This is a genomic window from Bacteroides stercorirosoris (assembly GCF_900142015.1).
In the GTDB taxonomy this organism is placed as follows: Bacteria; Bacteroidota; Bacteroidia; order Bacteroidales; family Bacteroidaceae; genus Bacteroides; species Bacteroides stercorirosoris.
Genome location: NZ_FQZN01000041.1, coordinates 1 through 15,094, shown reverse-complemented (window position 1 = coordinate 15,094; position 15,094 = coordinate 1). Strand labels below are relative to the sequence as shown.

The window sequence follows — 15,094 nt, the reverse complement described above, 5'->3', positions numbered from 1 at the left end:
TTTAGCTGTATGAGCTAATCAAAAAAAACAAGATTCTATGAGTAAATTTGTAATGATCATATTCGGCGCCTCGGGCGACCTGACAAAACGCAAACTGATGCCGGCCCTTTACTCCCTTTACAAGGATAACCGCCTGCCGGAGGGATTCGCTATTCTGGGTATCGGCCGTACTGAATATGCAGACGAAACCTATCGAGACTATATCCTGAACGAACTGGAACACTTCGTCACTCCTGCTGAGGTAGGGATGAAGGAGTTTTGCACCCACTTGCATTATCTCAGCATAGACCCTGCCAAAGAAGAAGGTTATGCGACGCTGGACCAGCGCCTGCAGGTAATCACCGGTGAAAAGGAACCGGACAACCTGTTGTTCTATCTTGCCACGCCTCCCTCACTTTATGGTGTCATTCCCTTGCATCTGAAAACAGCAGGGCTGAACCGCGAGCATACCCGCATCATTGTCGAGAAACCTTTCGGTTACAACCTGGAGTCCGCACAAGAACTGAATAAAATATATGCTTCCGTCTTTGAGGAACGGCAGATATACCGTATCGACCATTTCCTCGGCAAGGAGACGGCACAAAACATCCTTGCATTCCGTTTCGCCAACGGTATTTTCGAGCCGTTGTGGAACCGTAATTACATCGATTATGTGGAAGTCACCGCCGTCGAGAATCTCGGCATCGAGCAGCGTGGCGGTTTCTATGATGGTACAGGTGCCCTGCGCGACATGGTGCAGAACCACCTTATCCAACTGGTGGCCCTCACTGCTATGGAACCGCCTGCCGTTTTCACTGCCGACAATTTCCGTAATGAAGTGGTGAAGGTCTACGAGTCACTGAAACCTCTGACAGAAGAAGATCTGAATGAACATATAGTCCGCGGGCAATACACGGCTTCCGGTTCTAAAAAGGGCTACCGCGAAGAAAAAAACGTTCCCGCCGACTCGCGCACTGAAACTTACATCGCCATGAAGATAGGAATAGACAACTGGCGATGGAGCGGCGTACCTTTCTATATCCGTACGGGAAAGCAAATGCCTACTAAGGTAACGGAAATCGTAGTGCATTTCCGTGAAACGCCGCACCAGATGTTTCACTGCCATGGCGGACACTGTCCGCGGGCTAATAAACTGATCCTCCGCCTGCAACCCAATGAGGGCATCGTACTGAAGTTCGGCATGAAAGTGCCCGGACCGGGGTTCGATGTGAAGCAGGTGATGATGGATTTCAGCTACGACCAGCTGGGCGGGCAAGCTACGGGCGATGCTTATGCCCGTCTGATAGAAGACTGCATCCAGGGCGATCCCACACTCTTCACCCGCAGTGATGCCGTGGAGGCTTCCTGGCGTTTCTTCGACCCTGTGCTGCGCTATTGGAGCGAATATCCCGATGCACCTCTCTACGGTTATCCCGTCGGGACATGGGGCCCTTTGGAGAGCGAAGCCATGATGCACGAGCACGGTGCCGACTGGACCAATCCTTGTAAGAATTTGACGAATACAGATCAATATTGTGAGTTATGAAAACTTATATATATAGTACAGCTGTCGAGACGGCGCGTGCCCTCATTAAGCACCTCATTGGCTTGATGGAGGAAGAACCTGACAAGATTTTCCACATCGCATTCAGCGGGGGCAGCACGCCCTCGCTCATGTTCGATTTGTGGGCGGAGGAGTTTAAAGATGTCACTCCCTGGGTGCGTATGCGTATTTATTGGGTGGATGAGCGTTGTGTACCTGCCGAAGACTCGGAAAGCAATTATGGCACTATGCGCCGCCTGTTGTTGGATAAGGTTGCGATGCCTGACGAGTACATTTTCCCCATAGATGGAAGTAACCGGCCCGATAACGAGGCGAACAGTTATTCGCGCATAGTGCGTTGCAACGTTCCCCTCTGGCATGGCTTTCCGGCTTTTGATATTGTTCTGTTGGGAGCGGGAGAGGATGGTCACACTTCGTCCATTTTTCCCGGACAGGAATATTTGCTTTCGTCTTTCCATCCTTATGAACTGAGTGTGAATCCTTATAACGGCCAGAAACGTATAGCCATGACCGGCTGTTTGCTGTTCAATGCCAGGCAACTGATCTTCTTCGTTACAGGCAGGAACAAGGCCAACGTGGTGCGGGATATCCTGGATTCGGGCGATACCGGTCCGGCCGCTTACGTGGCGCATCATGCCTGGAACGTAGAAGTATTCATGGATGAACTAGCGTCAGTTTGACGTCCCGCTTTCGAGGATGCTGACGATAGAGAACAATGTGAAACAGATGCCGCCTAATCCTGCCAACACGCGTGCAGGGACGAAGTAGACATCATTCATCGTAGTCATCTCAAAAAGGAAAGCGGAAAGAAAGAGGCAAGCCAGTGCGGTAAGTACCGGAATAAGCGGAATACGGTTTGCCAGTTTAAAGACATTCCGCCAGATGACAGCCAACAAGATGACCTTGCTGGAGATACTGTAACAGACTAAACCGAGACCTATCATAATATAGCCGATGGAAGACTTTGCCGGATCGATGTCGGTCAGAATCCAAAGTCCCCAAAGTACACTCAGAGTACCCATTGCCAATACGAGAGCAGGCCACCATTTCCGTTCAGCATGCGTATATCCGTTACGTATCTGGCGGACAATGGTTGCGACCAGTGCAACCAGACTTGTACAAATACATGCCAGTCCCGCCATTACGTGTCCTGCCACGAAGTAGGCGTTGTGAATATCACTTTGTCCCAATAGCCAGAATGTCCATACCCATACGCTGATGGCGAAAATAATGGCAAGGATAATCAGAATATCCCCTTGTGCCGAAGAAAAAGCCTTTGCCGGTGCGGCGTGGTCGGTCCGTTTCGAGTTCTGGGTGATGAGCGTGAAGCGGGTGGAAGAAGTGGCGGTAGTGGCTACGCAAGCAGTGATGAATGCTACCCCGCAGATGACGTGTCCCGCAACGAAGTGGGCTACAGTTGTGCCGTCGTTGATATAGTTCATTCCCCCGATGAAGCACAGTACGGCTGCCAGATAACCGATGATGGGCAGAACATATTTAGCCGCTGTACTATAGGTGTGGATGATTTGCCGGATGATAGTTCCTGCCGTAGCGAACAGCGCTATGCATATCATACCTAATGAAAACACCACAGGGCCGGCAACGAAGCGGTTCATGTCCGTTCCCGTGTCAATGACAAAGGCTCCGTAACCAAAACAAAAAAGGGCCATCAGCAATGGGATAGCCCTGAAAAGGATACTAATACCGTAATTCATAACTGTTACATTTTTTAGAGTTTCCCCTTCCAACAGAGTTCGTTACGGTTTGTTTTCTTTTTTAAGATTTATTTGTTTTGGGAAGATTACTTTCGTGCGAGAATATTTTTGTCCGCTTAATCGCCTGAACTATGCCAACTTTGTATTTTTTTTGAGAACTTTACTTCCTATATCTTTGTTGTATTATGTATAATTCAGTAACTTAATATCAAGCAATTATGAGCAAAATCAATGTATATTCAATTGTGTTGTCAGTAGCTGTGTTCTTCGGAATATCAGTTGACTCTTTAAAGGCATGCACCCGTGTGGTTTATCAGGGGGTGAATAATATGATAATCACAGGCCGCACTATGGACTGGAAAGAAGATACCCGCAGCAACCTCTGGATTTTTCCACGAGGTATGGAACGTAACGGTGAGGTGGGGAAAGACCCGATGCGCTGGAAATCAAAATACGGCAGCGTCGTGACTTCGGCTTATGACATATGCAGCACTGACGGGATGAACGAAAAAGGACTTGTTGCCAATTTATTATGGTTGGCGGAATCCACTTATCCGCAATGGAATGGAGAAAGGCCGGCTTTGTCCATAGCTGCCTGGGTGCAGTATATGCTCGATAACTTTGCAACAGTGGATGAGGCTGTTGCCGGGATAGAGAAAAATACTTTCGATGTAGTATCGGATATGATGCCCGACGGCACGCGAATGGCTACCCTCCATCTTTCGGTCTCAGACGCTACCGGAGATAATGCAATCTTCGAATATATCGACGGCAAACTGAACATTCATCATAACCGCTCTTATCAGGTGATGACCAACTCGCCTGTTTTCGATCAGCAACTGGCACTCGATGATTATTGGAAAAACATCGGTGGGACTACTTTCCTGCCGGGAACCAACCGTGCCGCCGACCGTTTTGTGAGAGCTTCTTTCTATATAAATGCAATTCCTAAGACGGAAGATACACGTACTGCTTTAGCCAGTGTGTTCAGTGTGATACGCAATACTTCCGTTCCGTTCGGTATCAGCACTCCTGACCAACCGAATATATCGTCAACACGCTGGAGAACTGTTTCTGACCAGAAGAATAAGATTTATTACTTTGAGTCTACTCTATATCCTAATGTATTTTGGGTTGATTTCAGAGATGTGAATTTCTCTGAAGGAGCTTCGGTTAAGATGTTGAATCTTGTTTCCGGTAAGACGTATGCGGGAAATACGGCGAAAGAATTTGTCAGTACGAAACCTTTCAAATTCTTAGGAGTAGAGTAAGTGATAGTTGCCGGTATGTTAATTGCGTGTAGATGCTTAGAGTGAATAAAAAAGTGCTTCCTTATCGTTCTCTAACGGGGAAGCACTTTCACACAAAAACTAAACTAGACTTAACTAAACTATTCTATTGGGGGAAGTTTCACAACTTCCTTTATCTGTTCGATGCAAAGATAAAAAAACATTTTTTAATATGCAATAGGAAAATATGTTTTGTCGACAAATTCAGATATTTTATCGACAAATAGATGTTATTTCCTAACTTCTTTTATCTAAGAACGCTTGAAATACCTGTTTATAACTGTCGCTGACGGGGATATACGTTTTATCGAACACAATGCGTCCGCGATCAATGACTCGTATTTTTTCTTTCTGTACAATATAAGATCTGTGAACCCGCATGAAACGGGAAGCCGGTAATAATTCTTCCATCGACTTCATACTCATAAGTGACAAGATCGGGCGAGGATTGTCTTCTGTATAAATCTTGACATAATCTTTCAAACCTTCCACATAGAGTATCTTTTTAAGCTCTATCTGCACCAATTTATAGTCACTCTTCACAAAGATGCTTTCAATTTCATCTTTCGGCTGCTGTAATAGTTCGAACCACTGCACGGCTTTGTTGGCTGCCTGCAAGAAGTCTACGTAGGAGATGGGCTTCAGCAGATAATCCAAGGCATTTACTTTGTAGCCATCGATAGCGTATTGCTCGAAAGCAGTGCTGAACACAATGCGTGTATGTGAATCTACCATTTTAGAGAACTCGAGGCCGTTGAGTTCCGGCATCTGTATGTCGAGGAAAAGCAAGTCTACCTGCTTTTCCGGCAGTTCCTTCATAGCCTGTACGGCACTGGAATACTTTCCCGTCAATGTCAGGAACGGGGTTTTGTTGACGTAGCTTTCCAAAAGACCTAAAGCTAACGGTTCATCGTCTACTATGGCACAAGTCAGGTTCATGAGGTTTAATATTTGATATTTAACACCGATTTATACTCTTTCCCGTCATCGCTCACTCCCTGATTCCATTCGTACCGACCCGGATAAGTCAGTTCGAGACGTTTCCGCACCTGCTCCAGCCCTATGCCGCTTCCACTTTTGTCAGCTTGGTTTTTGGGGTGGTAGCTGTTGGTGATTTCACAGCATACCTGACCCGGACTTTCGCTGAAATGAATGCGTATGAAGCTGGATTCGGTGGGTGAGATGCCATGTTTGAAGGCATTCTCTATGAGGGAGATGAAAATGAGTGGGGCAATCTCCGTGCGGCTGTCGGCGCGGACGTCGATTTGTGTCTCTACGGTCACATTGGAGGCAAGACGGATGCGCATCAGTTCGATGTAGTTGCGGATGAAATCCATCTCTTTACCTAAAGCTACGTAATTTTGTTGATTGTCGTAGAGGACATGGCGCAACAGGCGGCTTAGTTCCTGAACGGCAGCCTGGGCTTTCTCGCTGTCGAAGGCGATGAGGGCGTAGATGTTGTTCAGAGTATTGAGCAGGAAGTGCGGGTTCAGTTGGTTACGCAAGTTCTTCAATTCGGCTTCTGTGCGGCTTTTTTCTGCTTCGCGACGGGCGGCTTCCACATTCACCCAGCGACCGCTCATGCGGATGGCGGCAGCCAGTCCCACAGTGAGAATCATGGAGAACATATCGCGTAGGATGAATATCCAACTGGGAGGTCCGGGGCGTCTGGGACCTTCGGGTTTTGCGAATGTGTGGAAGATGAAATTCTGCCAGAAGTGTACTCCGATGGCGGTGCAGAGGATGAGTAGCAGGTTCAACATTATATATTGTTTGATGCGTCCCTCGAACAAGAAGCGGGGGATGAAGAAACAATAGTTGACATAGAACACGATAAGGAACGAGATAGGAACAGCACTGCCATGACGCAGGTAGTCTATCCAGGTTATCGAGAAACCGCTACGGTTCATCAACAGAAATGGAAAGCCAAAGATGATACCCCATCCGATAATATGAATGAGGACTTTTGCAATCCAACGGGGTTTGGGTTCTTGCGTAATCATGTTACAAAAATAATAATTTTAATGAAGAATGAGGAATTCTTCATTTATTCGTATCTTATCGCCTCTATCGGGTCCAGATCAGCCGCCTTCTTGGCGGGGTACCAACCGAAGAATACGCCGGTGACGGTGCAGACTGCGAAGGAGAGGAATACGCTCCAGGCTTGGATATAGATAGGCCAGTGGGCTACGTTCTTCACGATAAATGCAGCTCCGCAGCCGATGATGACTCCGATGATACCTCCCGTGATACTGATGAGGATGGCCTCAATCAGGAATTGCGAAAGAATATCTACACCACGTGCTCCGACAGACATACGCAGACCGATTTCGCGGGTACGTTCCGTTACGCTGACGTACATGATATTCATGATACCGATACCCCCTACCACCAGAGAGATGCCGGCGATGCACGCCAGAAGCGTAGTCATCAGGTCCGTAGTGGAGTTCAGCATGGTGCTGAGCTCTTGCTGGCTGCGGATGGTGAAGTCGTCGTCGTCACTCTCTTTCAGCTTATGGTTGCGGCGCAGGAGGGTGGTGACTTCTTCGGTCGCATAATCCGTCATATCCTCGGAGAGGGCGGAGGCGAAGATACCTTGCAGATAGGTGACGGCAAGCATACGCTTCATTACGGTGGTGTAAGGAGCCAGCACAATCTCGTCCTGGTCCATACCCATAGAGTTGTAACCTTTGGCTTTGAGCACACCCACTACACGCAGCGGCACCTGGTTGAAGCGGATAGTATGTCCGATGGGGTCTTGTCCGTTCGGGAAAAGATTGTCCACGATGGTCTTACCGATGATGCAGACTTTTGCTGCACTCTGAATGTCGGCTTCGGTGAACATTTCACCGCTTTCCACGCTCAACTGCCGGATTTCGAGATACTCGGTACCTACACCGTTCACGGAAGCAGGATAGTTGTTGTTGCCGGCAATGAGTTGTCCGCTGGATGATACGTTGGGGCTGACGGCTGCCAGGAAGTTGGTTTCGTCCCGCAGCGACTCGTAGTCGGTCAGTTTCAGCGTCTGCATGGACGAGGCGTCTTGCCGGACACCGCCACGTGTGTCACCACCCGGATGGATCATGATCATATTCGAGCCCATCTCCGATATCTGTGCCTGGATGCTTTTCTTCGAACCTTGTCCGATGGCAAGCATGGTGATGACGGAGGCCACACCGATGATGATACCCAGCATGGTGAGGAACGCGCGCAACTTGTTGTTGGCAAGGGCGCGGAGGGCTATTTTGAAAAGGTTTGTTCCGTTCATAATGATTTGTTTTTAATCTTCTTCATTCTTCGGCAACGCTGCCAGGGCTGCGGCAGCCGAGAGGATTTTCGGATTTACGGTATCTTCCGTCACGTGCCCGTCGCGCAGGCGGATGTTCCGGCTGCTGTATTGGGCTATTTCGGGGTTGTGAGTGACGAATATGATGGTACGTCCTTCGGCATGCAGCTTCTGGAAGAGAACCAGGATTTCGAAAGAAGTACGTGTGTCCAGGTTACCCGTTGCCTCGTCGGCGAGGATTACCGCAGGGTTGTTCACCAGGGCGCGGGCGATGGCCACACGTTGCATCTGCCCACCGGACATCTGGTTCGACTTATGTTCCAGACGGTCACCCAGTCCCACGGCTTGCAAGGCTTCGATGGCACGGCGGCGGCGTTCGGAGGCCGAGACGGAGGCGTTGTACATCAGGGGAAGTTCCACATTCTCCACAGCGGTAGTCTTTGCCAGCAGGTTGTAGCTTTGGAAGACGAAGCCGATTTTGCGGTTCCTCAGTATGGCGCGTTGCGGTTTGCTCATGGTGCGCACGGATATGCCGTCCAGCAGATATTCGCCGCTGGTAGGAGTATCGAGACAGCCCAGGGTGTTCAACAGCGTTGATTTACCGGAACCGGACGTACCCATGATGGTGACGAACTCCCCTTCGGCAATGGAGAAGGAGACGCCACGCAATGCGTGTACCGTTTCCTCGCCCACCTGGAAGTCGCGCCGGATATTTTGCAATTCTATGACTGTTTTACTCATATAGTTCGTTTTTTATCACTTACTCTTTTTCTTGTTTCCTCCCGGAGGGCCAGGCATGAACGGGCTTCTTTCGCCGTCAGCTTGTCCTTCGGTCATGGCAGCCTGTTCGCCACCGGTGCTGATAGCTGCATCGGCAACAATCTGCGTGCCTTCGTTGACACCGCCTGTGATTTCCGTCATGATTCCGTTTGAAATACCTATACTGACCGGATGTGCGGTGAATGTGTTTCCTTCTTTGGTCCATACTTTATGTTCGCCCTCGCAATCCTTCACCACGGCATCCTGGCCAACCAGTGGAACGGCAGGCGTAAAGCGCAGCGCTTTGGCAGGAACGCTCAGTACCCCTTGCTTGTCCAGCGTATAGATGGTGATGTTCGCTGTCAGCCTCGGTTTCAGCTTCAGGTCGGGGTTGTGGGCAGAGATGACTACTTCGTAAGTGACTACCGTAGTGGTTGTGGTGGTGCTGCTCGAACTGCTTGTAGCTCCGAGGCGGATTTGCGTTACCTTACCTTCGAACACATCGTTCGGATAAGCATCCACCGTGAAACTTACGCGTTGTCCTTCTTCCACATCGCCTATGTCAGCTTCGTCCACATCGGCCACTACCTGCATTTGCGTCAAGTCCGCAGCAATGGTGAAGAGGGTCGGGGTCTCGAAGCCGGAAGCTACGGTCTGTCCTTCTTCCACATCACGGCTGATGACAACGCCGTCGATGGGAGAGGTGATGGTGGCGTATGACAGGTTGCGTTCTGCCTTGGCGAGAGAAGCCTTGCTGCTGTCGTAGGCACTTTTTGCTTTCTGATAGTTGTAAAGGCTTTGCTCGTAATCCGTATCACTGATGAGCTGCTTTTCGTGCAGGCCTTTGTTACGTTCGAAGTTTTTCTGCTGATACTCATATTCGGCTTTGGCACCGTCGTAGGTGGCTTTTTGCGAGGCGAGTTCGCTTTGCAGGGTCACTTTATCCATTTCGGCGATGAGTTGCCCTTTGGTCACTACCGAGTTATAGTCCGCATACAACTTGTCGATGATACCGCTGACCTGTGTACCGACTTCTACTTCAGTCACCGGTTCGATGGTGCCTGTGGCGGTCACGGAGTTGGAGATGTCGGCACGTCCCACGGTGGTTGTCTCGTACACCACTTTCCGGCTTTTGGCTTTTCCGCCCAATACCCAGATAGCTATGCCGGCCACTATGATGATTCCGGCTGCTACAATGATAATTTTTTTCTTGCTCATACTTTATATGATATACTTATTGAATTAATTTTACGTTTATCTCTTGTTTCCACATCAGTCGTTATTTCATCCCTATTCAGTCGTTACTTCATTGCCATTCGGTCGTTACTTCATCCTGTTTCAGTCGTTACCTCATTCTACCTTGTTTTAAACGGTCTGATAATCACCTGATTATGAAAAGCTGGGAGAGCATGGAAATATTTTAACAGAAATACACTTCTGGAACGTATTTACAGCACTATCGCTTCTCCCTGGTAGAAGCGCAGCAACTGTGCATTCAGTATCGCCATATACTTGGCCTGCAACGTTTCCTGCTGTGCATTGAGCAGATTGCTCTTTTCAGTCAGCAACTCTACGGTATTCTTCATACCCAGGTTGAACTGTTCCTGAATGAGGTCGTAGCTTGCCTGCGTGCTGCGCAACTTTTCTGCGGCAGCGGTATATTGTTGCTGCGCACTGTTGGCGTCCAGCCATAGGCTTTCGATGGTCTTGTACAGGGTCTTCTGCTGGTCCAGCAAGTCCAGTTCGCTGGTTTGCTTTTGCAGGCGGGCTTTCTGCACGGCGCTCTTGGTCTGGCGGTTGTTGAAGATGGGGATGCTTACGGTCAGTCCCAATGAGTTGTTCCAGTTGTTCTTCACCTGTTCGGAGAAAGAGTAATCGTTGCCGTTGGCATTCGTTGTTCCGATGCCGGCGCTGAGGCTCAGGGTAGGGATGTAGCCTGCTTTGGCAATGTTGATGTCGAGGTCGGATGCCTGTACATTCAGCTTGCCCGATTCTATTTCCGGACGGAAGGTGAGGGCGACCCGATACACATCCGTCTTGGTGGGCAGCGGCACCAGTACACTTTCATCGCCCAGGGCGGGGAGGTAGAGGTTCATTTCTTGTTCACCGTCCAGTTCGAGGAGTTGTTTCAGTTGCAGTTTGTAATCTTGCAGGGTGGCTTGTGCTGTCACCAACTGGTACTTATCCGTACTGACCTGTGCTTCCAGTTGTGCGAGGTCGCTTTTGGCGATGCTTCCGGCTTCCAACAGTTGCTGTCCGCGGTCGCGTTCGGCTTGGCTGACGGAAAGGGTGTTTTCGTTCACCTTCACAGCTTCGGCGGCATAAAGTATCTGTACGTATATTTGTGCGATGCTTTCTTCGATGGAGTTTTCGCTTTCGGCGACGTTGAGTTCGGCGATGCGGTTGTTCAGCTTCTGCTGCTTGATGGTGTTCAGACGCTTGCTGCCGTTGTAGAGTGTCCAGTTGGCATCGATGCCGTAGCTGCCGTTGTATGACGTCTTGCTCGAACTGCTGGTGATGTTGTCACCACTGATGATGGTGCCGCTTTCACTGTTGGGGCGGTTTACGATACGCTGGCTGACGCTTGCCGACAGGCTGGGGAAGAAGGCTGCCTTGGCGGTCTTAACGTCCACTTCGGCACTTTCCGCACTGATGCGGTTGCGTTTCAGGGTGATGTTGTGCTGCAAGGCATAGTCGATGCAGGTTTGCAGGTTCCATTGTGAGGGAAGAGGTTCACTGTCTTGCAGAGTGGCATCCTGCACCGTGCTTTCTGTTTGCACGGTAGAAGCAGGTTCCTGCGCACACAGCGTTGAGCTGCCTGCACAGGCACTTGCCACGCATAGTGTTATCACTGTCAATCTTCTTACATTTCTCATATCTCTGTTATTACTAAATATGTTTTTTACCTGTGCAAAGGTATGGGGCACCGGGAAAACCTGCAAAACGAATAGACGGTTTGCAAGTTTTCAATGTCGGAATGCGTTTTTGTGCCGACAACTAACTTCGCTTGATGATGAGATTGGCTTATATCTGATAAAAAATGAACTATAATTCTGCCAACCAATTAACTTTTTCCTCTTTTATTTGTTTTATATGTATATAAGTTTTATATTTGTAATGATTATAATTTTGTTATTATGAAGAATACCGTATTTAGCATCTGGCGCTTTTACGTAGACGGCTTTCGCAGTATGACGCTGGGTCGCACATTGTGGTTCATCATTTTGGTGAAACTCTTCATTATGTTTGCTATTCTGCGTGTTTTCTTCTTCCCAAACTTCCTGAGTTCTGTTGCCACGGACGGCGACAAGGAAGGTTATGTCAGCAATGAACTTATAGAACGTGCCGTCGGCGATTCGCCGCCCTCTATTTCCGATTAATCCCACAGCAAATAATTGATAATTAATATTTAATAATTAACAACTTACTTCTTATGCTTGAGCACATAGACACTTCGTTGATTGACTGGTCGAGGGCGCAATTTGCACTGACCGCTATCTATCACTGGATTTTCGTGCCCCTAACGCTGGGGCTGGCAGTCATCATGGGCATCATGGAGACAATGTATTACAGGACGGGCGATGAATTCTGGAAACGGACGGCCAAATTCTGGATGAAACTATTCGGTATCAACTTTGCCGTAGGAGTGGCTACGGGATTGATTCTGGAGTTTGAATTCGGAACCAACTGGAGCAACTATTCCTGGTTTGTAGGTGACATTTTCGGTGCGCCGCTTGCCATAGAGGGGATTTTGGCTTTCTTTATGGAGGCTACGTTCATCGCAGTGATGTTCTTCGGCTGGGATAAGGTGAGCAAGCGTTTCCATTTGGCCTCTACCTGGCTGACAGGACTCGGCGCCACGATTTCCGCCTGGTGGATACTTGTGGCAAATGCCTGGATGCAGAATCCGGTAGGGATGGAGTTTAATCCGGCAGCAGGGCGCAATGAGATGGTGGACTTTGCAGCAGTGGCACTTTCACCGGTGGCAGTGAATAAGTTTTTCCATACGGTGTTGTCCGGTTGGGTGCTGGGTGCAGTGTTTGTTGTGGGGATAAGCTGCTGGTTCCTGTTGAAGAACCGGGATAAGCGGTTTGCCTTGTCAAGCATCAAGATAGCTGCCTGGGTGGGACTGGCTTCGGCTGTGCTTTCGGCATGGACGGGAGACGGTTCGGGCTATCAGGTGGCACAGACGCAGCCAATGAAGCTGGCAGCGATGGAAGGATATTACGAAGGGCAGCAGGGGGCCGGATTGGTAGCAATCGGTATGCTGAATCCGGAGAAGAAAACATATAATGACGGTGTGAATCCTTTCCTGTTCAGGATAGAGATACCGAAGATGTTGTCATTGCTGGCCGAAAGGAAGTCGGATGCCTTTGTGCCCGGCATCACGAATCTGATAGAGGGGGGGTACCGGCAAAAGGATGGCACGATAGCCTTGTCTGCCGAAGAAAAGATAGAGCGTGGAAAGACAGCGATTGCCGCATTCGGCGCTTATCGGGCCGCTATGGAAGTAGGCAATGAGGCTGACATGAAAGTGGCTGAGCAAATATTGAAGGAGAATGTAGCTTATTTCGGTTATGGATATATCAAAGATGTGAACGACCTGGTGCCCAATGTGCCGCTGACGTTCTATGCGTTCCGCGTGATGGTGATATTGGGTGGATATTTCATACTTTTCTTTATTGTCGTGCTTATTCTTTCTTATAAGAAAGACCTCTCGAAAATGCGGTGGATGCATTGGGTGGCACTGCTGACTATTCCACTGGGTTACCTTGCCGGGCAGGCGGGATGGGTTGTTGCGGAATGCGGACGCCAGCCGTGGACGATACAGGATATGCTGCCTGTAAATGCCGCCATCTCCAAGTTGGATGTCGGCTCTGTGCAGACCACGTTCTTTATCTTCCTGTTGCTGTTCACTATCATGCTGGTAGCGGAAATCGGTATAATGCTGAGGGAAATACGTAAAGGACCGAAAGAATTATGATTTTAAATCATAAATCATTAATCTCTTAGCTTATAAATCATAAATCAAAAATCATAAATCTTATGACCTACGCTTTTCTACAACAATATTGGTGGTTCGTGGTATCATTGCTGGGGGCCCTGCTCGTATTCCTGCTGTTTGTGCAGGGTGGTAATTCGCTTCTGTTCTGTCTGGGTAAGACGGAAGAGCACAAAAAGATGATGGTGAACTCTACGGGACGTAAATGGGAGTTCACGTTCACTACGTTGGTGACGTTCGGTGGAGCATTCTTTGCATCGTTTCCGTTGTTTTACAGCACCAGTTTCGGTGGAGCTTACTGGCTTTGGATGATTATCCTGTTCAGCTTTGTGTTACAGGCGGTCAGCTATGAGTTTCAGAGCAAGGCGGGTAATCTGCTGGGGAAGAAAACATACAGGACATTTCTGGTGATTAATGGTGTGGTTGGTCCGGTGCTGTTGGGCGGGGCGGTGGCTACGTTCTTTACGGGGTCGGAGTTCTACGTCAACAAGAGTAGTATGGCAGATACGGTGATGCCGGTAATCAGTCATTGGGCGAATGGCTGGCATGGGCTGGATGCGCTGACTAATCTGTGGAATGTGGTGCTGGGACTGGCGGTGTTCTTCCTGGCCCGTATTCTGGGGGCGCTATACTTTATTAATAATATTGATGATAAAGACCTGGTGGCACGCAGTCGCCGTTCATTGATAGGTAACTCGGTGTTGTTCCTGGTGTTCTTCCTGGCATTCGTCATCCGGACATTGCTGGCGGATGGGTATGCTGTGAATCCCACTACGGGAGAGATATTTATGGAACCATATAAGTATCTGACGAACTTTATAGAAATGCCGCTGGTATTGATAATCTTCCTTATCGGTGTGGTATTAGTGCTCTTCGGCATTGGAAAGAGTTTGCTGAAGAAGACGTTTGATAAAGGTATTTGGTTTACGGGTATAGGTACGGTGTTGGCTGTGCTTGCTTTGCTGCTTGTGGCTGGATATAACAATACAGCTTATTATCCCTCTACGAACGACCTTCAAAGTTCGCTGACACTGGCAAACAGTTGTTCCAGTGAGTTTACTTTGCGGGTGATGTTCTATGTTTCCTTCTTGGTTCCGTTTGTGCTGGCGTATATCTTCTATGCGTGGAGAAGCATTGATATACATAAGATTAGCGAAAAGGAGATGAAGGACGGGGGACATGCATATTGAGGAATATAATGATAATTTAGCGAAATGAAGAACTAAGAATGAAGAATGAAGAATTACCTTGCGGCATGCTTGCATAGCGCAGCCAAATTCTTCATTCTTCATTCATCATTCTTCATTAAATTATCAATTTAGGGATATTCCTAAAATAATAAAATTTAAGGCAACTAATTCATTGCGAGTTAGTTGCCTTTTTTGTATCTTTAAGCATTCCCCCTAAAAAACGGTTTGACGGCCAAAACGGGGGTAATCTAAACTAAAAACACATGGTAAAGATACAAAAAATCTCAGAAATCGAACCTCGTTTAGGTTT

At 48.5% G+C, this 15,094-nt stretch carries 13 protein-coding genes; 6 read left to right on the top strand and 7 right to left on the bottom strand.

Annotated elements, in window-relative coordinates:
* Positions 1-37: 37 nt before the first annotated feature.
* Positions 38-1,525 carry a glucose-6-phosphate dehydrogenase gene (zwf, locus tag BUC01_RS21610; RefSeq protein WP_025834244.1) on the top strand — a complete coding sequence of 496 codons (1,488 nt, stop codon included), beginning with the start codon at positions 38-40 and terminating at the stop codon, positions 1,523-1,525.
* Positions 1,522-2,223 carry a 6-phosphogluconolactonase gene (gene pgl, locus BUC01_RS21605; RefSeq protein WP_025834242.1) on the top strand — a complete coding sequence of 234 codons (702 nt, stop codon included), beginning with the start codon at positions 1,522-1,524 and terminating at the stop codon, positions 2,221-2,223. Before zwf ends, pgl begins: the two co-directional genes overlap by 4 nt.
* Here pgl and BUC01_RS21600 read toward each other — a convergent pair.
* Positions 2,215-3,258, bottom strand: a complete 1,044-nt coding sequence (locus tag BUC01_RS21600; protein WP_025834240.1) for a DUF2776 family protein — start codon at positions 3,256-3,258, stop codon at positions 2,215-2,217. The two genes, pgl and BUC01_RS21600, sit on opposite strands and share 9 nt — an antisense overlap.
* 218 nt (positions 3,259-3,476) lie before the next feature.
* On the opposite strand from BUC01_RS21600, the gene BUC01_RS21595 reads away from it, so the two are divergent.
* Positions 3,477-4,529, top strand: coding sequence for a linear amide C-N hydrolase (locus tag BUC01_RS21595; protein ID WP_025834238.1), 1,053 nt, complete (start codon positions 3,477-3,479; stop codon positions 4,527-4,529).
* A 255-nt stretch (positions 4,530-4,784) separates the two neighbouring features.
* On the opposite strand, the gene BUC01_RS21590 is transcribed toward BUC01_RS21595, so the two are convergent.
* From BUC01_RS21590 to BUC01_RS21565, 6 genes are all read right to left on the bottom strand, one after another.
* Positions 4,785-5,486 (bottom strand): LytR/AlgR family response regulator transcription factor, encoded by a 702-nt coding sequence (locus BUC01_RS21590; RefSeq protein WP_025834237.1) that lies wholly within the window; start codon positions 5,484-5,486, stop codon positions 4,785-4,787.
* A 5-nt stretch (positions 5,487-5,491) separates the two neighbouring features.
* On the bottom strand, positions 5,492-6,550 hold the full coding sequence (locus tag BUC01_RS21585) for a sensor histidine kinase (protein ID WP_025834236.1): 1,059 nt from the start codon (positions 6,548-6,550) through the stop codon (positions 5,492-5,494).
* Positions 6,551-6,594: 44 nt separating this feature from the next.
* Entirely contained in the window at positions 6,595-7,815 is a 1,221-nt protein-coding gene (locus tag BUC01_RS21580) for an ABC transporter permease (protein WP_025834235.1), read from the bottom strand.
* A 12-nt stretch (positions 7,816-7,827) separates the two neighbouring features.
* Positions 7,828-8,574 (bottom strand): ABC transporter ATP-binding protein, encoded by a 747-nt coding sequence (locus tag BUC01_RS21575; protein ID WP_073314873.1) that lies wholly within the window; start codon positions 8,572-8,574, stop codon positions 7,828-7,830.
* Between the two features lie 15 nt (positions 8,575-8,589).
* Complete coding sequence (locus BUC01_RS21570; protein WP_073314871.1) at positions 8,590-9,810, bottom strand: efflux RND transporter periplasmic adaptor subunit; 1,221 nt, start codon at positions 9,808-9,810, stop codon at positions 8,590-8,592.
* A gap of 230 nt (positions 9,811-10,040) precedes the next feature.
* The gene (locus tag BUC01_RS21565) at positions 10,041-11,468 is read right to left on the bottom strand and encodes a TolC family protein (protein WP_073314869.1); all 1,428 of its coding nucleotides are present in this window, start codon (positions 11,466-11,468) and stop codon (positions 10,041-10,043) included.
* Positions 11,469-11,729: 261 nt separating this feature from the next.
* Between BUC01_RS21565 and BUC01_RS21560 the strand changes: the two genes are divergently transcribed.
* From BUC01_RS21560 to BUC01_RS21550, 3 genes are all read left to right on the top strand, one after another.
* On the top strand, positions 11,730-11,972 hold the full coding sequence (locus BUC01_RS21560; protein WP_025834233.1) for a DUF4492 domain-containing protein: 243 nt from the start codon (positions 11,730-11,732) through the stop codon (positions 11,970-11,972).
* 53 nt (positions 11,973-12,025) lie between these two features.
* Positions 12,026-13,576, top strand: coding sequence for a cytochrome ubiquinol oxidase subunit I (locus BUC01_RS21555; protein ID WP_073314867.1), 1,551 nt, complete (start codon positions 12,026-12,028; stop codon positions 13,574-13,576).
* Between the two features lie 62 nt (positions 13,577-13,638).
* On the top strand, positions 13,639-14,784 hold the full coding sequence (locus BUC01_RS21550; RefSeq protein WP_025834231.1) for a cytochrome d ubiquinol oxidase subunit II: 1,146 nt from the start codon (positions 13,639-13,641) through the stop codon (positions 14,782-14,784).
* The last annotated feature ends 310 nt before the right edge of the window (positions 14,785-15,094 follow it).